Origin of the sequence: Caloramator sp., assembly GCF_020054765.1 — a bacterium.
Lineage (GTDB): Bacteria > Bacillota > Clostridia > Clostridiales > Caloramatoraceae > Thermobrachium > Thermobrachium proteoclasticum.
This window is the reverse complement of sequence record NZ_JAIHAO010000012.1, coordinates 1-24,089: the sequence shown is the minus strand read 5'-3', so window position 1 is coordinate 24,089 and position 24,089 is coordinate 1. Positions and strand designations below refer to the sequence as shown.

Below are 24,089 nucleotides of genomic sequence, written 5' to 3'. Positions count from 1 at the left end.
ATGTATAACTATGAAGAAAAGTTAAACGATTTAAAACGCAGACTTGAGTATGCGAAAAATAAAAGAATAAAGGCAGAGACAAGATTAGAACAACTTCAGATACAAAAAAGAGAATTAATGAATGAAATAAAAAAGTTAGGATTTGAACCTGATAATTTAGAACAAGAAATAAAAAATTTAGAAAGTGAAATAATGAATTTAATTAATGAAGCTGAAAGCTTAATGCCGAAGGATATATAAGGGTGATATTATGTGGTTAGAAAAATTAAAGGATTTAAGCAATAAATTTGAAGAAGAGAAGAAAAATTATTATGAACTTAAGGGACAGCTACAGGCCTTAAATAATGAAAAAAAAGTTTTAGAAGAAAAGTTAGAGATACTGGAAAAACGTGAGGTTACATTATTAGAATCAAGAAGGTTACTGCATAATGTATCTGAATATGCAAGAAATCAATCCAAACAACAAATAGAATATATTGTTACAAATTGTTTGCAGTATATATTTAATTCAAATATTGAGTTTAAAATAGAGTTAAACGAAAAAGCAAATAGGAATGAAGCAGATTTTTTTGTTGTGACTCCTTTAGAAAATGGACAAAGTGTAACAACTAAGCCTGAGGTATCAAGGGGTGGAGGAGTTGTTGATATAGTTTCTTTGGCACTTAGGATAGCACTATTAGAGGCACATAATCCAAAGATAAATGGGCCATTAATATTGGATGAACCAGCAAAACATGTTAGTGAAGATTTTGTAATAAATGTTGCTGAATTTTTAAAACAAGTTTCTAAGATGTTTAATAGGCAAATTATTATGGTAACACACAATACACACCTATTGGAGTCTGCTGATAAGAAATATAGAGTAGAGTTGATAGATACTGTTAGTAGTGTTACCCCTGTAACTTGACATAAAATTAAAACTATAATAAAATAAATACAAATAATGGTTTAATTTTTCGTTAATTCTTGCTTCTATTTTAAAATAATTAAAGAGTCTCTTGTTGATTAAACCTTATTAATTTAAAAAAAAACTATTTGTTATACAATAAATATTGTTGACTGTAGAGGGAGGTGTTGTGTATAGATACGCTTGTTTGGCTTTTATTAATTGGGGCTACAGGAGTGATAGCCTTCTTTTTAGGCTATTTTATTAGAAAGAATATATCAGAAAAAAAGATTCAATCAGCTGAAGAATTGGCTAAAAAAATTGTATCAGATGCAGAAAAAGAAGCAGAATCAAAGAAAAAAGAGGCTATGCTTGAAGCAAAAGAAGAAGTTCATAAGTTAAGAAATGAATTTGAAAAAGAAGTAAGAGAAAGAAGAAATGAAATTCAAAGGATGGAAAGAAGATTAATTTTAAGAGAGGAGACTCTCGATAAAAAAGTAGAAACTTTAGAAGCAAGAGAAGAAAGTTTAGTAAAAAAACAACAAGAAATTCAAGAACTACAAGAAGAGATGAATGAAATTTATAAGAAACAAGTTCAGGAACTCGAGAGAATTGCTAATCTAACAACAGAAGAAGCTAAGGAAATTATTCTAAATAATGTTAGAGAAGAAGTTAAACATGATGCAGCAATGTTAATAAAGGAAATAGAAACAAAGGCAAAAGAAGAAGCTGATAAAAAGGCAAGAGAAATAATTGCTTGTGCAATACAACGATGTGCTGCAGATCACGTTGCTGAAACTACTGTTTCAGTTGTAAGTTTACCAAATGATGAAATGAAGGGTAGAATAATTGGAAGAGAAGGTAGAAATATTAGAACATTAGAAACATTAACAGGTATAGACTTGATAATTGACGATACGCCTGAAGCAGTAATATTATCAGGTTTTGACCCAATAAGAAGAGAAGTTGCAAGACTTGCATTAGAAAAACTTATAGCAGATGGTAGAATTCATCCTGCAAGAATTGAAGAGATGGTTGAAAAGGCTAAAAAAGAAGTTGAAAATGATATTCGTGAACAAGGCGAACAAGCTACTTTTGAAACAGGTGTACATGGTTTACATAGTGAATTAATTAGATTGCTTGGTAGACTGAAGTACAGAACAAGTTATGGACAAAATGTTTTAAAACATTCTATAGAGGTTTCTTATTTAGCTGGATTAATGGCTTCTGAACTTGGAGCTGATGTTGCATTAGCAAAGAGAGCTGGTCTATTACATGATATTGGTAAGGCCTTAGATCATGAAATAGAGGGACCACATGCATTAATAGGTGGAGATATATTAAAGAAATATAACGAATCTCCAGCGGTTATACACGCGGTATCCGCACATCATGGTGATTTAGAACCACAGACCATAGAGGCTATATTAGTTCAAGCTGCAGATGCAATTTCGGCAGCTAGACCTGGAGCAAGAAGAGAAACACTTGAGGCATATATAAAGAGATTAGAAAAATTAGAAGAAATAGCTGACTCATTTGAAGGGGTAGAAAAATCCTATGCTATTCAAGCTGGTAGGGAAATTAGAATTATGGTTAAACCTGAACAAATATCCGATACTGATGTAATACAGATAGCAAGAGATATTGTAAAGAGGATAGAAAGTGAGTTGGAGTATCCAGGTCAAATAAAGGTTAACGTTATAAGAGAAATAAGAGCAATAGAATATGCAAAATAATAAGGATAGTTTTAAACTGTCCTTATTATTTTTTATTTGTAAATAGTAAAATAATTTGTAAATTTAAGAAGGATTTTTTAATTACGTGTAGAATATAGAATATTAGAAAAACAATATGCAACATTAAGGAGGTACTAAAATGGAAGTATTAAAGGTTTCAGCAAAATCGAATCCAAATTCTGTAGCAGGTGCTTTAGCAGGTGTTGTTAGGGAAAAAGGAATTGCTGAAATGCAGGCAATTGGTGCAGGAGCAATTAATCAAGCTATAAAAGCAGTTGCAATTGCAAGAGGATTTGTTGCACCAAGTGGAATTGACTTAATATGTATACCTGCATTTACTGATGTAAATATTGATGGAGAAGAAAGAACAGCAATAAAATTTATAATTCAACCAAGATAGTATTTTAGTTAAATGGAGAGTTTTACTCTCCATTTTAATTTTGTATAAAAATGAATGAAAAATTGCAAAATTTATAGACAACTTGCGATAATAATGTTATATTTATTATATAAGTAAGAGTTACATCATTAAAGAGGTGGAATTGATGTCTAATGGTCAAGTAAGAAATAGACAATTGCCAAGTAAATTTAATACAACTACTATAGTTAAGTTATTCATTTTACATTTTTTGAATAGTAAAAATTGTTATGGCAATGAACTTATTGATTTAATAGAAAAAAGTTTAAATTATATTTGGAAGCCAAGTCCAGGGATGATTTATCCTTTACTTAGAGATATGGAAGAAAACCTATTAATTGAGGGATGGTGGGAGGAACCTGACAAAAAAACAAAGAGAATTTATAAAATAACTGATAATGGTAAAAAACACTATGAGATTATAAAAAACATAAATAAGCCGTTAATAGAAGAGTCAATGTATATTTTAAAATATACATTAAAGACTATATATGAGTGATTTTGGGAGGGATATTATGGAGTTGTCAAAAAAGGCAAAACAAATTGCACCATCTACGACTTTAGCAATTACAGCAAAGGCAAAAAAATGAAGAGTGAAGGAATAAATGTTATTAGTTTTGGAGCAGGTGAACCAGATTTTGATACGCCACAATATATTAAAGATGCAGGAATTAATGCAATTAATAATGGGTTAACAAGATATACTCCAGCTTCAGGTATAATAGAATTAAAAGAGGCTATATGCAATAAACTAAGAATAGAGAATGGATTGGAATATAACTCTAATGAGATTGTAATTTCTAATGGTGCAAAGCATTCAATATATAATGCACTTATGGCTATATGCAATCCTGGAGATGAAGTAATAATTCCAGTTCCATATTGGGTAAGCTATCCTGAACTTGTAAAATTGGTTGATGCAATACCTGTTTTTATACATACAGATGAAAAAAATCAGTTTAAAATTAATGTTGAAGAATTGAAAAATAAAATAACACCTAAAACTAAAGCAATTATTATAAATAGCCCAAGTAATCCTACAGGAACAGTTTATACAGAAGAAGAACTAAGCAAAATTGCAGAGATAGTAGTTGAAAATGATTTAATAGTTATATCTGATGAAATATATGAAAAGTTAATTTATGATGGATATAAACATATTAGTATTGCTTCTTTAAATAAAGATATAAAAGAAAGAACCATAGTTATTAACGGTATGTCGAAGGCATATGCAATGACAGGATGGAGAATAGGTTATACTGCATCAAATAAGGAAATTGCTTCATTAATGGCTAATATACAAAGTCATGCTACTTCTAATCCAAATACTATTGCTCAGTATGCGAGTGTTGAGGCACTACGAGGAGATCAAAAAGAAATTGAAATTATGAGAAGAGAATTTGAAGTAAGAAGAAACTTTATGGTTGATAGAATAAACAAAATTTCTGGTTTAACTTGTGTGAATCCAGTAGGTGCTTTTTATGTTATGGTTAATATATCGAATATAAAAGGAAAAATGTTTAATGGTAAAAATATATCAACATCCTTAGATTTTGCAAATGTATTATTAGAAGAAGAAAAGGTTGCAGTAATTCCTGGTGATGCTTTTGGTGATGATAATTATATTAGATTGTCATTTGCAACATCGTTAGAACAAATTAAAGAAGGATTGGATAGGATTGATAGTTTTATTCAAAAAATAAAGTAGGAGAAATACTCCTACTTTTTATATTTTATTAATTGTGTTATAATATAAATACGAAATAAAAAATATATACATAAAATAATGTTCGTTAGGAGGCGAAAATAATGGATGACAGACAATTATATATTAGTCCATTAACTAAAAGATATGCCAGTAAAGAAATGTCCTATTTATTTTCGGATGAAAAGAAATTTAAGACATGGAGATATTTATGGGTTGTATTAGCTGAAGCTGAAAAAGAACTGGGACTATCGATTACTCAAGAACAAATAGATGAATTAAAAGCGAATGTTGATAATGTAAATTATGAGGTGGCTGAAAAGAGAGAGAGAGAGACAAGACATGATGTTATGTCTCATGTATATGCTTATGGGGAGCAATGTCCAAAGGCAAAACCTATAATTCATTTAGGGGCAACAAGTTGTTATGTTGGTGATAATACAGATGTTATAATAATGAAGGAAGCATTGGAACTTATTAGAAAGAAATTAATTACGTGCATTAAAAATTTAAAAGTATTTGCTCTACAATACAAGGGATTACCTACATTGTCATACACTCATTTACAACCAGCACAGCTTTCTACAGTAGGTAAAAGGGCTTGCTTATGGTTGCAGGACTTGGTTATGGATTTAGAACAATTAGAGTATTGTTTAGAAAATCTTAAACTTTTAGGGGTTAAAGGTACTACTGGAACACAGGCGAGTTTTTTAAAGTTGTTTAATGGTGATCATAGCAAGGTAAAACAACTTGATGAAATAATATGTAAAAAATTAGGTTTTGATAAAAAATATTTTAAAGTAACAGGACAAACTTATCCAAGAAAACAAGATGTTTTTATTTTAAATGTATTATCGAGTATTGCGCAAAGTGCTTATAAATTTAGTAATGACTTACGCATACTTCAGAGTTTTAAAGAAATAGAGGAACCTTTTGAAAAAAATCAAATAGGATCATCAGCAATGCCCTATAAAAGAAATCCGATGAGATCAGAAAGGATTTCAGCCTTGGCGAGGTATGTAATTATAAACTCGACAAATGCTAACATTACAGCAGCAACGCAGTGGTTTGAAAGAACTTTAGATGATTCAGCAAATAGAAGATTGGTATTAGCGGAATCATTTTTAACTGTAGATGGAATATTAAACTTGTATATAAATGTTACTTCTAATTTGGTTGTTAATGAAAAAATAATATTAAAGAGAGTAAGGGAAGAATTGCCGTTTATGGCAACAGAAAATATTTTGATGGAATGTGTTAAAAAAGGAGGAGACAGACAAGAATTGCATGAGAGTATAAGAGTGCATTCTATGAATGCTTCTAAAAATATAAAGACTTATGGTGGAGAGAATGATTTATTAGAGAGGATTATAAATGACCCTGTTTTTAATTTAGATAAAGATGCTTTAGACGATATAATGAACGAAAATAACTATATTGGACGTTCTAAAGAACAGGTAGATGAATTTATTTGTGAAGTAGTTGAACCAATAATAAAAAAATATGAAAATATAGAAAAAATAGAGGCAGAAATAACTGTTTAAGCGACTAATAAAGTCGCTTATTTTTATTTCTTTTAATTTGAATTGCTTTTTATTATAATTAAAATAAGAAAGATTATATTAACGGAGGTGTAAAATGATAGGATTTATAGGTTTTGGTAATATGGCGACTGCTATAACTAAAGGCTTAATTAATAAAGATGCAGATATTAATAATAAAATCTACATTTATGATGTAGATAAAACTAAGTTGCAAAATGCATACAAAACATTTAAGGTTAATATTTGTGCAGATTATAGTGATTTGTTTAAAAAATGTAAATACATATTTTTGGCTGTCAAACCAAATGTTTATAAAGATATTTATAAAATAGTAAAAGAAAATTATACTGACAACAAAATTTTAATTTCAATGGCGGCTGGCGTAACCATTGATGAAATTAATAAAAATACTAATTTTAATAAAATTGTTAGGATAATGCCTAATGTTGCAGCACTTATTAATGATGGTGTTACTGCAGTAACATTTTTAAACATATGTGAAGATGAAAGAAAAGAAATTATAGATATTTTAAATGCGATTGGTAAGGTTGTAGAAATGGATGAAAAAGATATAAATAAATACTCGGTTTTGTGCGGAAGTGGTCCTGCGTTTGTGGCTGAATTTATTGAAGCTTTAGTTGATGCAGGAGTTTATATTGGTGTTCCTTACAAGGAAGCTTTAAATGCAATTTGTGACACTATCATTGGTACTACAAAAATGCTACAAAATAACGGAATAAATACTTGCGATTTAAAATATATGGTTTGTTCTCCGGGAGGCACTACTATTGAAGGTATTAGAACATTGCAAAATGAAGGTTTTAAAGCTGCTGTAATTGAAGCTATTATAAATACATATAACAAAAATTGCAATTTAAGGTGATGTTATGATTAGAATAATATTATTTATATTATTTATTTTATTTTATTTATGGATTCAAAAGGAATTTATATTAACATTAGGAAAAAAGAATAAGCTTAAAAACAAATAGTTGCTTATTAATAATAAAATCTAAATAACAATTTCGCTAAATATCAATTTAGCGAAATTGCAATAATGTTTTTTGAGGGGGGTTGAAATGAATATTTGGTCAATTTATGATAAAGAATGCCCAATTATTTTGAATGATTTTCTGGCATATTTGATTAATGTTAAGGCAAAATCCTATAATACTGTTTTAGGATATAAAGTAGATTTAAAATTGTTCCTAAAGTATATAAAGTACATTAAAAATATAACAAATAACACTGAAATAACAGTTGATGAGGTTAATATTAATGATATAAATATTGAATTTATAAAAAGTATAACTTTATACGATATATACTCTTTTATTAACTATATAACCTTAGAGAGACAAAATAGCAGTTATGCAAGGGCCAGAAAAACAGCAGCTATTAGAGCTTTTTTTAATTATCTTGAGACCAAGGTTAAATTAATAAGTGAAAATCCTGCAAAGGAGCTTGAAAGCCCTAAGATATCAAAAAGACATCCAGTTTATTTGACATTAGAACAAAGTAAAAAGTTAATAAACGTTATTGATGGTAAACATAAAGAGAGAGATTATGCAATGATAATGCTATTTTTAAATTGTGGATTAAGATTATCAGAATTGGTTGGAATTGATATTGATAAGATAAAGGGCGATACATTAACTGTTATAGGTAAAGGTAATAAAGAAAGAACAGTTTATCTTAATCAATCTTGTATAGAAGCTATAAACAGATATTTAGCAGTAAGACCCGTTGATGCTAAAGATGAAAAAGCTTTGTTTTTAAGTGAGAGAAAAACAAGAATAAATAAAAGAACAGTAGAAATTATTGTTAAAAAATATATCGAAAAGGCTGGTTTAGGAAATGAAAAATATACTCCGCATAAATTAAGACATACTGCTGCAACTTTAATGTATAAGTATGGTAATGTTGATATACGGGCACTACAGCAAATATTAGGTCACGAAAGCGTTTCAACAACACAAATATACACACATATAGACGATGAAAAATTAAGGATGGCTGTTAATGCAAATCCTTTGTCAAATATTACGGTTGAAAAAAAGGAAGAGTAAAATTACTCTTCCTTTTCTACTCTATTCTATTTCATCTATGTATATACTGTCTTTTAAAATAGAATAATCATCTTCTTGTTCCAATATTTCTTCATCGTAGATATAATCGTCATAATCCTCTTCTTCAATTATTCCATCAATATGTATCTCCTTGTAGTCGTATTTGTTAACATCAAGACACTGCATACAATTATCACAAATTTTATTTGGTGCTAAATCACATATATTACATTCATCGCAGTTTATACATTGTTTACTTTTATCAATAATACATTTTTTTAGCATAATTGATTAACTCCTTTTTTATAAAAATATAAAATCTAATTTTATATTTTTATATATAATTATCTATTTGTCAATAGGAACTTTTAATGTTTGCCCAGGGAAAATAATACAATCGTTTAAATTATTAATTTTTCTTATTTCATAAACTGTTTTTCTTACATCTTTATCTTTTGGTGTATATTTAATTGAAATATTCCATATTGTATCGCCTTTTTTAACTACAACTTCTTCGTATGAGATAGTTTTGTTTTGTGTTTTGTTTTTATAATAACTTGAAACTTTTGAAATGGATATTGAAATTATTAAAAGGAATAATAATAAAGATATCGATGTTTTTAAATGTTTTTTCATAAACAACACCCTCCAAACATATGTTCTACATAAATTTTAATACAAACATATGTTCGTTGTCAATATTATCGAACATCAGTTTGAAACTTTTTTGGTTTAATGATATAATAAGATAAAGACAAAATTTAAGGGGTGTAGAATAAATGCTAATTAATGGTTTAAGTGATAAACAACAAAAGATATTAGAATTTATAAAGCAGGAAATCGCAACAAGAGGATATCCCCCTTCTGTTAGAGAAATTGGCTTAGCAGTCGGATTAAGATCAACTTCTACTGTACATGCACATCTTGAAAAACTTGAAAAAAAAGGACTTATAAGACGTGATCCTACAAAACCAAGAGCTATTGAGATTCTAAATGAAAATCTACTTGAAGATAATAGTGATATAATGAAGGTACCTATAGTTGGTAGTGTATCGGCTGGAAATCCTATATTAGCCTTCGAAGAAGTTGAAGATTATTTTCCATTACCATTAAATTATTTTAATAAAAATACAGAGGTTTTTTTATTAAAAATTGAAGGGGAAAGTATGATTAATGCGGGCATATTAGATGGCGATTATATTATAGTAGAAAGACAGCCGGTTGCAAAAAATGGAGATATTGTTGTTGCACTAATTGAAGATTCTGCTACTGTTAAAAGATTTTTTAAAGAGGATGGTTATATTAGATTACAGCCTGAAAATTCACATATGGAGCCAATAATAGTTGATAATTGTACTATTCTTGGTAAGGTAATAGGTGTTTTTAGAAGATATAAATAGGCCAACAAACTGTTGGCCTATTTATATATATTTGATAAAGCCTTCATAATTCCTATTTTTGAGTGTTCATATGTTAATCCACCTTGAACGTAAGCAATATATGGCGGTCTTATAGGAGCATCTGCACTTAATTCAATAGATGAACCTTGTATAAATGCTCCAGCTGCCATTATAACTGGATCTGAATAGCCAGGCATATCCCAAGGTTCACATTCTACAAATGAATCTACAGGTGACCCTTTTTGAATACCTTTACAAAAGTTTATTAATAAATTTGCATCATTAAATTTAATAGCCTGAATAATATCGCTTCTTTTTTCATTATACTTAGGAGAAACTTCATAGCCAGCTAACTCCATTAATTTAGAACAAAAAATAGCTCCTTTTAAAGCTTCTATTGTTATATGAGGTGCTAAAAATAATCCCTGTAATATTTGCCTAATAACGCCAAATGTAGAACCACAGTCTTTCCCAAGGCCGGGTGCGGTTAATCTGTATGAAACCAATTCAATCAAGTCTTTTTTTCCTACAATATAGCCTCCAGTGGGTGCAATTCCTCCACCTATATTCTTAATCAAAGAACCAGCAATCAAATCAGCTCCCACATCAGTTGGTTCTTTAAAATCTAAAAATTCACCATAACAATTGTCTACAAATATAATTGTATTTTCATTTAATCTTTTGATTTCACTAATTGCAAATTCAATGTCATTTATAGTTAAGGATGGTCTCCATCCATAACCAGTGGAACGCTGCATTGAAATTACTTTGATTGTTTTATCATTTTTTATTTCTTCTATAACTTTATTTATATCAATTTTAAAATTTTGGTTTAAATCAATTTGCTTATAGTTTATGCCATATTCCTTTAAAGAACCCATTCCATTTCCCTTTAGACCTATAACTTTTAATAATGTATCATATGGAGTCCCTGTTATAGACATTAAAGTATCTCCAGGTCTTAATACGGCTTGTAATGCTGCAGCAATTGCATGTGTTCCAGAAACTATATGGGGTCTAACTATTGCATCTTCAGCATTAAAAATATCAGCATAAATTTTATCTACTACATCTCTTCCTATATCACCGTATCCATAACCAGTACTAAAGGTAAAATGAGAATCACTCAATTTTTGATTTTGCATTGCATTCAATACCTTAAGTTGATTGTATTCCTTTATTTTATCTAATTCCTTAAATATTGGAGAAATTATCTCCTCAACTTTTGTTGATAATTCAATGACTTCTTTTTTTATTCCATTTGATATGTATAATTCTTCAATCATTATATTATCCTCCCTTCTTCAAACATTGATATTCTATCATTATTTTAATGAAAACTCAAATTATCAACATAATAATATTTATGTAAACTTTAATCTAAATAAATAACAAAGCCTTTTAAGCTTTGTTATTTATTTAGATTATTATTTAATTCATCCTGATTATACAATATAGGTTTAGCTGGTGTAACTGTTGTAACAGAATGTTTATATACTAATATTTGCTTTCCTTCTGATTCTAATATTATTGTAAAACTATCAAATCCTCTTACTAAGCCCTTTAATTGAAAACCGTTAACTAAATGAATTGATACTGGAATTTTTCCCTTTCTTGCATTGTTTAAAAATACATCTTGTAGATTATTAACACTTTTTGCCATACTATCATCCTCCAATATAATTTTAATTAATATATTCTATAAGAATTTTAATTTTCCTTCTATATATCCTAACATATTTGAGAGTATTTCGTCGAGTTGCTTGTTGTATACATCTAACCAATATATACGAGTATCTTTTCTAAACCACGTCAATTGTCGTTTAGCATATCTTCTTGAATTTTGTTTTATAATATTTTTAACATCTTCTAATGAAATCTTACCGTCTAAATAATCAAAAACTTCTTTGTACCCTATTGCCTGCATTGATTGTAAATCTCTTGAATAACCAAGGCTCAAAAGCATTTTAACTTCTTCTATTAATCCTTTATTGAACATTATATCTACTCTTTTGTTTATTCTATCATATAATACATCTCTTGGCATATCAAGACAAAAATAAGCAAAATCATAGTCAGGTTCATTTTGTTTTGTTGTACTTTGATAATCTGATATTCTTTTGCCTGTGTTTTTAAATACTTCTAATGCTCTAATTACTCTTTTTACATTATTAGGATGTATATTGTTTGCTGCATCAGGATCTATATTTCTAAGCATATCGTGTAAATATTTTGGACCATATTGTTTTGATATATTTTCAAGGTGTTCTCTGTACTCTTTATCAGGTGCACTATCACTGAAATTTAAACTATATGTTAGGGAATTTATATATAAACCAGTACCACCGACAACTATAGGTATTTTACCCGTTGAATATATTTGTTCGATGGCGTTATCTGCATATTGTTTAAAAAGGGCAACACTAAATTCTTCATCAGGGTATATTATATCAATAAGGTAATGTTTTATACCCTGCATTTCTTCTTTAGTTGGTTTTGCTGTTCCAATATCCATATATTTATATATCTGCATTGAATCTGCGGATATTATTTCTCCATTTATTTTTTTGGCTAATTCTATCCCAAGGTTTGTTTTGCCTGATGCAGTAGGACCAGCTATAATTATTATTTTTTTCCTTTCTTTCATAATATCACCTACATTATTCTTTTAAATTTCTTTTCTAAGTCTATATATTCGAATTTTATCATAGTTGGCCTTCCATGTGGGCAAGTAAATGGGTTTTGGCATTTACTAAGTTCTTTAATTAGATTTAATATTTCTTGATAATTTAATTTATCTCCTGCTTTAATGGCGTTTTTACAAGCCATAGTATATATAATTTTTTCTATTGCATTTGTATTTAACTCTATTCCATTATTAATATTTAAAAGTATTTCTTCTATGAGTTGCTTATAATTTTTAATTTTTATATTATTAGGAACTGTTCTTAAGAATATTGTAGTTCCACCAAAATCTTCGAAGTCAAATCCTAATCTATTTAATAATGATGTATTATCGAATATTTTTTCTTTATCACTCGGTGAAAATTCAAGTATAATAGGTGATAATAGTATTTGTTTATTTAAATTACCACAATTATATTCATTTAAATACTTTTCAAATAGAATTCTTTCGTGAGCTGCATGCTGATCAATTAAATAAAAACCTTCAGATGCTTCTGCGATAATGTAAGTAAAATGCAATTGCCCAACAACAGTTAACAATGGGAAGGATGTATTAGTTTTTATAGACTGCTGATGATTATTATCTACATCTATTTTGGTGTCAGTTTTTATGTTAGTTGAAATAACACTTTGTTTTTCATCTATATTAGATTCTTCTTTTGATGAATTTAATTCATCTATATCAAAATTAATGTTTTTGAACTTATCTATTTTTTCTATATTAAAAGATGTTTGGACATTATAATTATTATCAATATTTTCTCTAAATATACTATTTTTTTCATTTAAGCTATTTTTATAATTATTATTTAATGAAAACTGAAATTTACTATTTAATATATTATTTTCAATTTTATAGGAAGGAATAAAGTCTTTTTTTAGAAGGGATTCCTTTATACAAGAGTATACTTCTTTAAATATTTTTTGCTCATCAGAAAACTTTATTTCTGCTTTAGTAGGATGAACATTAACATCAATAAGTTCCGGATTAATAAACATATTAAGAACAAATAAAGGAAATTTATTTATTGATAACATAGACTTGTATGCATTCTCAACTGCAGCGGTAATGGTCTTATTTCTAACGAGTCTGCCATTTACGAATATAGACTGATAGTTTCTATTACTTTTTTCAAGTTTACTATTACCTATAAATCCTTTTAAAGTTATTGTTTCTTTAGTTGAATTAACTTCAATTAAATTATCAAATACATTTTTACCCCAAATTATATAAATAACATTTTTTAAGCTTCCATCCCCAGTTGTAATAAATACGTTTTTTTTATTGGCTATATATTTAAAAGATATTTGAGGATGAGATAAAGCTAAATTTTGCATTATTTCTGTTATATATGCTTGTTCTCTGGATGGAGATTTTAAAAATTTTAATCGTGCTGGAACATTATAAAAAATATCTTTTACAGTAATTGTTGTACCATCAGTGCTGCCACAATATTCTTTTAATATAATATTGCCGTTTTCTAAGTAAGCTTTTATACCAAAATCAGAAACATTTGTTTTAGTAATTAGTTCTACTTTAGATACTGCTGCAATACTTGCAAGAGCTTCTCCTCTAAAACCAAGAGAAGTTATTTTAAATAAATCGTGTTCATCTTTAATTTTACTTGTAGCATGCCTCATAAATGCTTTTTCTATATCGTCTTCTTTTATTCCTTTACCGTTATCAGGTACACGAATGAGGGATATACCGCCATTTTCTATCTCTACAATTATTTCAGAAGCTCCAGCATCTATAGAATTTTCAATTAATTCTTTAACGATAGATACAGGTCTTTCAATTACTTCTCCAGCAGCAATTTTATTAATTAAATCATTGCTTAATATATTTATATCACCCATTTAATCAGCTCCTAATTTTTTTTACTCTATTAACTAAATCGTAAATATAATTAAATGCTTGCATAGGAGTCATATTTAATATATCTAATTCTTTGATTTCGTTTATAATTTCATTTTCTTTATAATTGAATAGTGTTAACTCCATTTTTTCTGCTGCAATTTCTTTTTCATTTTCTTTTATTTTATTATTATAATTAAGCTTATCATTTAAAATATTTTTTGAAATGTGAATTTCTTTAGAATTTTCCAATTCTGATAATATTACTTTTGCATTTAAAATTACTTCATCAGGTAGACCTGCAAGTTTGGCAACTTCTATTCCATAACTTTGATCTACTTTACCACGTTTGATTTTGTGTAGAAATATAACTTTATTATCAAATTCTTTAACTTCAATTGAATAGTTTTTAATACAACTATATTTATCTTCAAGTTCAGTTAATTCGTGGTAGTGGGTTGCAAAAAGAGTTTTTGCTTTAATTTTATTTGCAATATATTCAACAACAGACCAAGCAATGCTTAATCCATCAAAGGTACTAGTTCCTCTACCAACTTCATCTAAAATTAGCAAACTATTTGAGGTTGCATTTTTCAAAATATATGATACTTCACTCATTTCTACCATAAATGTACTTTTACCAGAAGATATATCATCAGAAGCTCCAATACGAGTAAATATTTTATCTACAATTGGTAAATTTGCACTTTTAGCTGGAACATAACAACCTATCTGTGCCATGAGGCTTATAATAGCTACTTGTCTCATAAAAGTAGATTTACCCGCCATATTAGGTCCAGTGATTATTAAAATCATATTATTACTTTTATCAATAAAACAATCATTTGGTACAAAAGGTTCATTTATCATTTTTTCTATAACGGGATGTCTTGCTTCCTTTAAAGATATAATACCATCATTATTTAGAGATGGTTTGGTATAATTGTTTTCTATTGAAACTTTTGCGAAGGATTGAATAGTATCTAATATAGCCAATTGTTTAGCAACTTTTTGAATTCTACTTGATTGATTAGAAATTTTGTTTCTAATATCTACAAAAAGTTCATATTCTAATTTAAGAAGGTTATCCTCAGCGTTTAAAATTGTATTTTCTATTTCTTTTAACTCTGGAGTAATAAACCTTTCTGCGTTTGATAAAGTTTGTTTTCTTATATATCTATCTTCTGGTATATTAGATAGATTTGCTTTAGTTACCTCTATATAATATCCAAAAACCTTATTATATCCTACCTTTAATGATTTTATTCCAGTCGCTTCTTTTTCTTTTTGTTCCAAACTTGCTATCCAATTTTTACCTTCTATTGATGCTAATCTATATTTATCAACTTCTTTATTATAACCTTTTTTAATTATATTGCCTTCTTTTATACTAATTGGTGGGTTATTATCTATTGATAAATCAATTAAGTTATAGATATCTTCTAATGTATCAAAATCAGTATATATACCTTTAAGTAAGTTTGACTTAAAACTTTGAAGAGTTACTTTAATATTAGGTAATTCAGATATTGAATTTTTTAAAGAAACAAGATCGCGTGCGTTGGCAGAACCATAAACTATTTTTGAAACAAGTCGTTCTATATCATATATCTTTTTTAAGGATTCTCTTAAATTATCTAAATGGTATATATTATTAATTAGTTCTTCAACGGCATCAATTCTATTTTTTATTTCTGTGATGTCAGTAAGTGGTGCTTCAATCCATCTTCTTAAATTTCGAGCTCCCATTGAAGTTTGAGTTTTATCTAATATCCAAAATAGTGATCCTTTTTTAGTTTTATTAATAATTGTTTCAGTTAGCTCAAGATTTCTTCGAGTGCTGCTATCTAATAACATATAATTATTTATTTGATATTTTATAATGTCATTTATATTACCTAACATCGACTTTTGAGTATTTTTTAGATATTCAAATAGTGTTGAACTACTGCCTAACTCTAATTCATTTAAAATATTTATTTTTTCACCAAAATGGTTTTTAAATTCTGTGAAATTTTGGCTTTCATCAACTAATTCTATCAATGAATTAAATTTTTCTTTTATAGAATTTATTAAGATATCATTATTTTTTACATCTATTATTAATATTTCTGATGGCTTATATTTAAATAACTCATCAATAATTATATAAATATTATTATTTTCCATAGAAGTAACTAAAAAATCACCTGTTGAAACATCACATATAGATATGCTAAAACCTGTATTAATCCTTTTAATACAGGATATATAGTTATTTTTATCATCCTCTAACAAATTTCCTTCAAGTAAAGTTCCAGGAGTAACTATTTTTACGATTTCTCTTCTAACAATGCCCTTTGCTTCATTAGGATCTTCTACTTGTTCACATATTGCCACTTTATACCCTTTTTCTATTAGTTTTGATATATAGGTTTCAGCAGAATGATAGGGAACACCACACATTGGTGCCCTTTCTTCTAATCCACAATCACGACCTGTCAAAGTAAGTTCTAATTCCTGAGATACAATTTTAGCATCTTCAAAAAACATTTCATAAAAATCGCCTAAACGAAAAAATAATATGCAATCTTGGCAGGATTGTTTTATTTCTAAGTATTGTTGCATCATTGGAGTTAATCCCAAAATACATACCTCCTTAAAAAAATGGCATATAGCCATAGACTAATATGCCGTTATCTTATTAATTCAACGAATTCACCTATCAAAATAAAATTCCTTGGTTCAGTGATTTTAACGTTAACAAGCTTACCAATTAAGTTTTTATCATTAGAATCAAAGTGAACTAACTTTCCTGTTCTTGTTCTTCCAGTAAGTTTAGATTCATCAGTTTTGCTTACTTCTTCTACTAATACTTCAACTATTTTATCTTTATACGAAGCATTTTTTTCTTCGATTATTTTATTTACTACTTCAATTAACCTATTAAATCTATCATGTTTTATATCTTCAGGTATTTGATCTTCATATTCTGCAGCAGGTGTACCTTTTCTAATAGAGTATATAAATGTGAAGGCTGAATCGTATTGAACTTTTTTAACTAAGTCAAGTGTTTCTTGAAAATCTTCTTCTGTTTCACCAGGGAAACCAACTATTATATCGGTAGTTATAGCTACATCAGGTATATGCTTTTTTATTAAATCAACTAATTCCAAGTACTGTTCTTTTGTATATTTTCTATTCATTTTATTTAATATCCTTGTACTACCAGATTGAACAGGTAAATGTATATGTTCACAAAGCTTATCGCATTCTTTAATTGCAAGTATTACATCTTTTGTTAAATCTTTAGGATGTGAGGTAGTAAAACGTACTCTTTCTATTCCATCAATTTCGTTTACCATTCTTAATAATTTTGCAAAGCTCATATTATCAAGATCTTTTCCATATGAATTTACATTTTGTCCAAGTAAAGTTATTTCTTTATATCCCTTAGATGCTAAATTTTTTATTTCATCAATTATGGCTTCAGGTTTTCTACTTCTTTCTCTTCCTCTTGTATAAGGAACTATACAATAAGTACAAAAATTGTTGCATCCATGCATTATTGTTACAAAGGCCTTTATATCACTTTTTCTTTCAACTGGAAGACCTTCTATTATTTCTCCTTCATGATCCCATACTTCTATAATATTTGTATTTCCTTGTTTAACATTATTAATTAGTTCAGGGAGTCTATGTATATTATGTGTTCCAAATATAATATCAACATAGGGATATTTCTTTTTAATTTCTTCTGGAACACCATTTTGTTGCATCATACATCCACCAACACATATTATTAAATCTGGATTTTTAGACTTTAAAGCTTTTAAATGACCTATATTACCGTATACTTTAAGTTCAGCATTTTCTCTTACTGCACATGTATTAAAAACAATTATATTTGCATCTTCGCGGTTTTCAGCTTTAATGTATCCTAATTCTTTTAACATACCAGCTATTTTTTCTGAATCTTCTTCATTCATTTGGCAGCCCCAAGTTTCTATAAGATATTTTTTATTACTCATATATATCAACCTTCCTTATTAGATAATAATATTTTGCAAATATATATTATACTACAAAATTCGATAAAAAAACATATAAACATAAATAAATTTATTTTAAATAAATTTATTAAAAATTGAAATAATAATAAGGAGAGGTGATAGTATGTATAATGCTAAAAATAAAGATGATGAGTCTTTAAAAGGAAAGGTATCTTATACTTTAGAAGATAGAAAATATTTTAAACACGAAACCATACATAATGATGGTGTTGGTTTCTATGCAAATGTTCATAACAAAATACAAAAAAATTTTAAGTAATTTTTGATTTGTATTACGTAATAACCATATATGGATAGTGAACATTAAAAAGCATATAGAGATTTTAAATCACTCTATATGCTTTTTAATGTTATTGTATTAAAAATTTCACCAAATCCTATTTTTTTGTATAGGTTTATAGCCGAAATATTATAATTATCCACATTTAAACGTAATAAATTAATTTCATTTTTTTTCTTAATATCATTTAAAACATAATTTAGAAATATATTACCATAACCCTTACCCCTATATTCCTCAATTATCCCAAAGTTAACTAAATAATAGAAGTTTTTATCTTTTATGATTTGCCCATATCCAATTGGTTTATTATCTTTAAATAAAACATAACAATAGTCTTTTAAGAAATATCTACTATTTAATTCTTTATATAGATAATTTTTATCAATAGGTCTTCTTTTTTTATCATTAGAATTAAAAATTGAATTTTGTATATCAATTCTTAAATCTATATTTTTACTTATATCAATAGTTGAGATTTTTATATCTTCGGGGATACAGATGGAGTTAAAGTTTAAAAAATTATTTAATTCTAATTCCATTGTCTTAAAGTTTTTCTGAATAATGTATTTATCAGAATTATCCAATTTAATGTTGCTATTTATATATTTTATCTCAAAATTTAATTTTTTGTTATTATAATGATTAATTAAGATATTTATTATTTCATTAATAGAGACTGGTGAATCTTTAATGAAAATGTAAACTCTACTGTTTTTATTAATACCTCTTATTCCATCATCGATAACAAAATACGAAGTATTGGAAATTAAATCTACTATAGATAGCTCAAATATATTTTTAAAATTATAAAAGTTTATAAATTCATTATTAGTTACCAATGTAAATAAATTAAAAGATTTTATCTCCATTTTGTCACCTATTTTCTAAATAATTTGCTTAATATTCCTTTTTTTGTTTGTTTTTCGTATTTTAATTTTTCTTTAAGTTCTATGATTTCATAACACTTTTGCTTTAATTCCATTTTCAATTTCATATTCTCACTAATCAATATGTCACGTTCTTTACTAAATACATTCTTATCAATTTCTTCTAACTTTTGATTAATAGCATTTAATTTTTCTTCTATCAATTTTATTTTATCTTGATCATTTTCATCAATATTATTATCATTAAAAGCAATTGCTGCATCAAGGGAAGTTATGGCAGTCTCTTGATTTATAAGTATTTTTTTTATCTGTCCATTAGTCAGTCCTTTTTCTTGCAGACTTTTTATTTGTAATAATACATTCAAATCATTTGGAGAAAATATTCTTCTACCCTTAGTATCTCTTTGAATATTTAATTCAAATTCTTTCTCATAATAACGTATAACTGAATCTTTATATCCTGTTAATTGGCATACCTCTTTAAATGTATAATAATTCTTTTTTTCTTCCATAATACCACCTCTATTATCTTATTCTTCACTGTTTATTTATTTCCTTTTAAATATTTATACAAAAATTATTTCAATTTGCGACAACAAAAAAATATCTAAATAGACATTTAATCTATTTAGATATTTTTATTAATATAATACTTATCAAACTCATCAATAAATTGTAATATGGACAAATTATTATTAATTATTTTTTTTAATCTTCTTATATAATAAGTTTCATCAATATTTTTTTGTTTATCATATTTTTTATTTCCTAATTTCCAGAATTTATGAGGAAAAATAATAATTGCTAATAATAACTTATAATCTATATTATTATTAAAACAATTACAATATTTATCTATTAATAATTTAGCTTTATCAAATTCCCAATTATAGGACTTTCTGAACATTAATCTTTGAATAAATTTGCCTAAATCATATTCAACTGTTTCATATATTATTTTGTCAAAATCAATAAGATATAAAGTATTATCTGACTTTATAATGTTTTGATAATAAAAGCTGTTATGACATACCACTTTCTTTTTAATTGCATTTTTACTTAGATTGCGATAGTTTGAATTTAGTAGATATATTAAGGATTTTTCCGACAGTGTCATTTGATTATCGAATGTTTCAATATATAGTGTATCAAAGTAGGACATAATTTTTTTATTTATTATTAAGTTTTTATATCTTATAATATCATCCTTCTTTTTAACATATTCTTTAATTATTTTATCTTCTTCATATATTAATTGTTTAGAATGGAATCCTGTTGCTTTTTTATGGAATTGACTTAGCAATTCAACTGAAGCTAATGCATTTTCTATTTTATCTATTTCACATTCATTACCATTAATCCAATCAGTTAAGTAATAATATTTATGTTTGTTTACTTTAAAATAAAATTGGTTTTGACTATCTTTAATTAATAAGGGGCAATTTAAAAATTCCTTTTCTTTTAAATACAATAGAAAAGAAGGAAGCCATTTAAATCTACTAAAGTTATGGTTTACTTCTTTTAAACAATATATATTGCTTTTATCTGATATTATTTTGTAAACGGATCTTTTCTTTTCAATTTTTTTGATTTCGATACCATACTTGTTTTTAATAATATTGATTATTTTATTTAAATCTATAGTAGTTAATTCCATAAATACCCCTTTTTGTTTAGTTATATATTAAATTATATTCATAAGACAAACAATTTTATAATAAAATATTAAAAAAATACTTGACAATATAATTTGAATTTTTTATAATTATAATAGATTTTGGGCCTTTAGCTCAGCTGGCTAGAGCAACCGGCTCATAACCGGTCGGTCCGGGGTTCGAGTCCCTGAAGGCCCACCAAAAGAGAGCATAATGCTCTCTTTTTATTTGCACTAATATACTAAATAGTCAAAGTGAAATAAAATAATCATCATAATGTTATTGCTGGGGATTAAAAGTCCTTTGAGTGTGAAAATTGTTACAATAGAGTATTAATTATAAAAGCTTCTATTTATATAAATTGTGGTTATTCACTTATTAAAATATTAAAAGAGCTCTAAAATTTAGAGCTCTTTTGTTTCATTCATAATAAATTTTTGAACTATAGAACACTGTATGGCACATCCAATCCATAAACATTCCTCATCTATATCAAAATAACTTCCATGAGCTGGATGAACTATGCCTTTATTTACATTTCTACATCCTAATTTAAAATAAATTCCTGGTACTTTTTCTGTATAGTATGCAAAATCCTCTACCCCCATACTTGGGTATTCTAATTTTTTTATAGTAAAGTAATTTGAATTTTCGCTTTGTATATTATTTAAAATTTCAATAAGATTATTATCATTGCTAAAGGATGGATAACCTTCTATTATATTCATTTCAACATTACATCTAAAAGCCTCTGCTGTTAAATTAACTATTGATGTAAATCTATCTAATACTTGTTTTCTGGTAGTATTTCCCAAGGTTCTAATAATTCCTTCTATAATTACTTCTTCTGCTATTGCATTAGGTGCTGTTCCACCATTTATTTTACCTATGGTTATTACTGCACTTTTAAGGGCAGAAATTTCCCTTGATATAATTATTTGTAGATTGTCAATTATTTTTGAAGCAGCAACTATTGGATCAATTCCGTCTTCAGGATGTGCACCATGAGCTCCTTTACCCTTAATAGTTATTTTAAAAGGATTTGACGCAGCACTCACAATGCCGCTATTTATACCTATTGTTCCAGTATCTAAAGTTTCTTCTACATGTAGAGCACTTATAAAGGATACATTGTCTAAAGCACCATAATCAATCATATCCATTGCTCCACCATCAGTCTCTTCAGCTGGCTGGAAAATAAATCTTACTTTACCATTTAATAAATGTTCATATTTTTTTAATAGAATACAAGTTCCTAATTGTATTGATGTATGTGCATCGTGTCCACAAGCATGCATTAAACCTTTATTTTTAGATTTATATGGAACATCTTTTTTGTCTTCTATTGTTAAAGCATCCATATCAGCCCTTAAGGCTATAATCTTTTCTCCTTTGCCAACTTCAGCCATAATACCACAATTTTCATAACGTTTGTAGTTTATATTGTAATTACTTAATATATTTTCAATAAAATCAGCTGTATTTTTTAAGTCTCTATCTATTTCAGGATGCATATGCAAATATCTTCTATACTCTATAAGTTTATCTTGTATTTTTTTTGATTCTGTAAAAAAACTAATCAATGAAAACATCTCCTTTATCTATAATTAGTTTATTGTCAATTATTTTAGCAGTAACATTTAAGGGAAGTATATTATTTGTATAATCATGTCCACTTTTTAAACCTAAATATATAGGTTTTGATGTAAGTTCCTGAATATATTGATAAATATATTCAAATGAAAAACTTTTATTTTTGTCTTCAGGCGAGCAATTTGTAAAGCTTCCTAAGATAATTCCTTCCACCTCATCTAAAATACTTGAATGATATAATTGATTTAAAAATCTATCTATTTTATACGGTTCTTCATTAATTTCTTCGATAAATAGTATTGAATTTTTAAATTTATATTGATACCGTGTACCTATCAAAGAACAGAGAGCACACAGGTTTCCACCAACTATTTTCCCTTCAACATTACCTTGTCTTATAGGAGTTAAGTTATAAATTATTTTATCAATTTTTCCTTCTAAAAATTCAAATAATAGGTTGTAGTTATCGTTATTTTTAAAAATATCATAATTAAACATTGGCCCGTGAAAAGTAGGAAAATTCAAATGAGAAAAAGATGCGTGAAGTGATGTTATATCGCTATAACCTACAAAAATTTTTTTATTATTTTTTATAATATTGTAATTAATTTTATCTAAGAGTCTGATGGTTCCATAACCACCACGAATACAAAATATTGCTTTTATTTCATTATCTTCAAATGCATTAATCAAATCTTCTATCCTTTTATTATCTTCTCCAGCAAGATAGCCATACTTAGAATTAATGTTTTTACCCAATTTAACACTATACCCAAATTCATTTATTTTTTGGATTGACTTTTTTATTAATTCTTCATCAAATATTGCACCTGCTGGAGCTATAAGTGCAACTTTATCTCCTTTAATTAGCTTTTTTATTAAACTCATTTTTTCCTCCACATATTATTAGATTAAATAATTTTTTTTCTATATTATTTAATTTATCACTATTTATAAATGAAACTCCTTCTTTTATAATTCTATAACAAGATTTATAATCCTTTTTTTTATAGTAACAATAAGCTAAATTTATATATGTATTTTCATAATATTTATTTAAATATATTGATTTTTTTAGGAATTGAATTGCATCAGTGAATCTATTTAATTCTATGTAGCATACACCAATATTGTAATTTATGAGATAATTGTTTTGATGTTCTAAAACTTTTAAAAATAAATTTAAAGCTTTTTTATAATTTTTTTGTTCGTATAATTTAAGGTTCTATAATAAATGTTGGGGCGTAGCCTCAGCATATTTTTTTACAAAAAATATGCACCTGTTTTAGATGCCTGGTAAAATTAAATTAATCACAAA

The 24,089-nt window shown here is 27.0% G+C and carries 23 protein-coding genes, 1 tRNA gene and 2 pseudogenes; 12 read left to right on the top strand and 14 right to left on the bottom strand.

All coding sequences use genetic code 11. From position 1 onward, the window contains the following. From JG776_RS05995 to JG776_RS05955, 9 genes and pseudogenes are all read left to right on the top strand, one after another. Positions 1 to 240 carry a hypothetical protein gene (locus JG776_RS05995; protein WP_291965630.1) on the top strand — a complete coding sequence of 80 codons (240 nt, stop codon included), beginning with the start codon at positions 1 to 3 and terminating at the stop codon, positions 238 to 240. A 10-nt stretch (positions 241 to 250) separates the two neighbouring features. Next, positions 251 to 907, top strand: coding sequence for an ATPase (locus tag JG776_RS05990; protein ID WP_291965628.1), 657 nt, complete (start codon positions 251 to 253; stop codon positions 905 to 907). A gap of 173 nt (positions 908 to 1,080) precedes the next feature. Further along, positions 1,081 to 2,622: a ribonuclease Y gene (gene rny, locus JG776_RS05985; protein ID WP_291965749.1), complete on the top strand. Its 1,542-nt coding sequence runs from the start codon at positions 1,081 to 1,083 to the stop codon at positions 2,620 to 2,622. A 139-nt stretch (positions 2,623 to 2,761) separates the two neighbouring features. After that, entirely contained in the window at positions 2,762 to 3,022 is a 261-nt protein-coding gene (locus JG776_RS05980; protein WP_027307498.1) for a stage V sporulation protein S, read from the top strand. 145 nt (positions 3,023 to 3,167) lie between these two features. Further along, complete coding sequence (locus JG776_RS05975; RefSeq protein ID WP_291965625.1) at positions 3,168 to 3,539, top strand: PadR family transcriptional regulator; 372 nt, start codon at positions 3,168 to 3,170, stop codon at positions 3,537 to 3,539. Positions 3,540 to 3,555: 16 nt separating this feature from the next. After that, positions 3,556 to 4,748, top strand: a pseudogene (locus tag JG776_RS05970) (pyridoxal phosphate-dependent aminotransferase). Positions 4,749 to 4,849: 101 nt separating this feature from the next. Next, on the top strand, positions 4,850 to 6,289 hold the full coding sequence (gene purB / locus JG776_RS05965; RefSeq protein WP_291965623.1) for an adenylosuccinate lyase: 1,440 nt from the start codon (positions 4,850 to 4,852) through the stop codon (positions 6,287 to 6,289). 94 nt (positions 6,290 to 6,383) lie between these two features. Beyond that, positions 6,384 to 7,172, top strand: coding sequence for a pyrroline-5-carboxylate reductase (gene proC / locus JG776_RS05960; RefSeq protein ID WP_291965621.1), 789 nt, complete (start codon positions 6,384 to 6,386; stop codon positions 7,170 to 7,172). Positions 7,173 to 7,368: 196 nt separating this feature from the next. Continuing rightward, the gene (locus tag JG776_RS05955; RefSeq protein WP_291965619.1) at positions 7,369 to 8,358 is read left to right on the top strand and encodes a tyrosine recombinase XerC; all 990 of its coding nucleotides are present in this window, start codon (positions 7,369 to 7,371) and stop codon (positions 8,356 to 8,358) included. A gap of 21 nt (positions 8,359 to 8,379) precedes the next feature. Here the strand turns inward: JG776_RS05955 and JG776_RS05950 are convergent, their stop codons facing one another. Together JG776_RS05950 and JG776_RS05945 are read right to left on the bottom strand one after the other, a co-directional pair. Continuing rightward, entirely contained in the window at positions 8,380 to 8,643 is a 264-nt protein-coding gene (locus JG776_RS05950; RefSeq protein ID WP_291965617.1) for a hypothetical protein, read from the bottom strand. Between the two features lie 63 nt (positions 8,644 to 8,706). Next, the gene (locus JG776_RS05945) at positions 8,707 to 8,994 is read right to left on the bottom strand and encodes a LysM peptidoglycan-binding domain-containing protein (protein WP_035165598.1); all 288 of its coding nucleotides are present in this window, start codon (positions 8,992 to 8,994) and stop codon (positions 8,707 to 8,709) included. Between the two features lie 143 nt (positions 8,995 to 9,137). On the opposite strand from JG776_RS05945, the gene lexA reads away from it, so the two are divergent. Further along, positions 9,138 to 9,758, top strand: a complete 621-nt coding sequence (gene lexA / locus JG776_RS05940) for a transcriptional repressor LexA (protein ID WP_291965614.1) — start codon at positions 9,138 to 9,140, stop codon at positions 9,756 to 9,758. Between the two features lie 17 nt (positions 9,759 to 9,775). On the opposite strand, the gene JG776_RS05935 is transcribed toward lexA, so the two are convergent. The 6 genes from JG776_RS05935 to miaB form a co-directional block, all read right to left on the bottom strand. Then, positions 9,776 to 11,044 carry a methionine gamma-lyase family protein gene (locus JG776_RS05935; RefSeq protein ID WP_291965612.1) on the bottom strand — a complete coding sequence of 423 codons (1,269 nt, stop codon included), beginning with the start codon at positions 11,042 to 11,044 and terminating at the stop codon, positions 9,776 to 9,778. Between the two features lie 125 nt (positions 11,045 to 11,169). After that, positions 11,170 to 11,421 carry an RNA chaperone Hfq gene (gene hfq, locus JG776_RS05930; protein ID WP_291965610.1) on the bottom strand — a complete coding sequence of 84 codons (252 nt, stop codon included), beginning with the start codon at positions 11,419 to 11,421 and terminating at the stop codon, positions 11,170 to 11,172. Positions 11,422 to 11,457: 36 nt separating this feature from the next. Continuing rightward, a complete protein-coding gene (gene miaA / locus JG776_RS05925; protein ID WP_291965608.1) occupies positions 11,458 to 12,405 on the bottom strand; it encodes a tRNA (adenosine(37)-N6)-dimethylallyltransferase MiaA in 948 nt (315 codons plus the stop codon). An 8-nt stretch (positions 12,406 to 12,413) separates the two neighbouring features. After that, positions 12,414 to 14,303 carry a DNA mismatch repair endonuclease MutL gene (mutL, locus tag JG776_RS05920; RefSeq protein ID WP_291965606.1) on the bottom strand — a complete coding sequence of 630 codons (1,890 nt, stop codon included), beginning with the start codon at positions 14,301 to 14,303 and terminating at the stop codon, positions 12,414 to 12,416. A 4-nt stretch (positions 14,304 to 14,307) separates the two neighbouring features. Next, on the bottom strand, positions 14,308 to 16,926 hold the full coding sequence (mutS, locus tag JG776_RS05915; protein ID WP_291965604.1) for a DNA mismatch repair protein MutS: 2,619 nt from the start codon (positions 16,924 to 16,926) through the stop codon (positions 14,308 to 14,310). A gap of 50 nt (positions 16,927 to 16,976) precedes the next feature. Further along, positions 16,977 to 18,311 (bottom strand): tRNA (N6-isopentenyl adenosine(37)-C2)-methylthiotransferase MiaB, encoded by a 1,335-nt coding sequence (miaB, locus tag JG776_RS05910; RefSeq protein WP_291965602.1) that lies wholly within the window; start codon positions 18,309 to 18,311, stop codon positions 16,977 to 16,979. Positions 18,312 to 18,456: 145 nt separating this feature from the next. Here miaB and JG776_RS05905 point away from each other — a divergent pair, with 145 nt between their 5' ends. Continuing rightward, entirely contained in the window at positions 18,457 to 18,612 is a 156-nt protein-coding gene (locus tag JG776_RS05905; RefSeq protein ID WP_291965600.1) for a hypothetical protein, read from the top strand. Between the two features lie 74 nt (positions 18,613 to 18,686). Here JG776_RS05905 and JG776_RS05900 read toward each other — a convergent pair whose 3' ends face one another. From JG776_RS05900 to JG776_RS05890, 3 genes are all read right to left on the bottom strand, one after another. Beyond that, positions 18,687 to 19,505 carry a GNAT family N-acetyltransferase gene (locus JG776_RS05900; protein WP_291965597.1) on the bottom strand — a complete coding sequence of 273 codons (819 nt, stop codon included), beginning with the start codon at positions 19,503 to 19,505 and terminating at the stop codon, positions 18,687 to 18,689. An 8-nt stretch (positions 19,506 to 19,513) separates the two neighbouring features. Further along, on the bottom strand, positions 19,514 to 20,035 hold the full coding sequence (locus tag JG776_RS05895) for a helix-turn-helix domain-containing protein (protein ID WP_291965595.1): 522 nt from the start codon (positions 20,033 to 20,035) through the stop codon (positions 19,514 to 19,516). A 116-nt stretch (positions 20,036 to 20,151) separates the two neighbouring features. After that, a complete protein-coding gene (locus JG776_RS05890) occupies positions 20,152 to 21,180 on the bottom strand; it encodes a CotS family spore coat protein (RefSeq protein ID WP_291965593.1) in 1,029 nt (342 codons plus the stop codon). A 122-nt stretch (positions 21,181 to 21,302) separates the two neighbouring features. Here JG776_RS05890 and JG776_RS05885 point away from each other — a divergent pair. Beyond that, positions 21,303 to 21,379 (top strand) — tRNA-Ile (locus tag JG776_RS05885). Positions 21,380 to 21,582: 203 nt separating this feature from the next. Here the strand turns inward: JG776_RS05885 and JG776_RS05880 are convergent. From JG776_RS05880 to JG776_RS12425, 3 genes and pseudogenes are all read right to left on the bottom strand, one after another. Then, a complete protein-coding gene (locus JG776_RS05880; RefSeq protein ID WP_291965591.1) occupies positions 21,583 to 22,761 on the bottom strand; it encodes a M20 family metallopeptidase in 1,179 nt (392 codons plus the stop codon). Then, entirely contained in the window at positions 22,754 to 23,659 is a 906-nt protein-coding gene (locus tag JG776_RS05875; protein ID WP_291965589.1) for an LD-carboxypeptidase, read from the bottom strand. The genes JG776_RS05880 and JG776_RS05875 overlap by 8 nt, the downstream gene beginning before the upstream one ends. After that, a pseudogene (locus tag JG776_RS12425) lies at positions 23,634 to 23,975 on the bottom strand (tetratricopeptide repeat protein); the annotation flags it as partial. The pseudogene JG776_RS12425 and the gene JG776_RS05875, both read right to left, overlap by 26 nt. Positions 23,976 to 24,089: the final 114 nt, after the last annotated feature.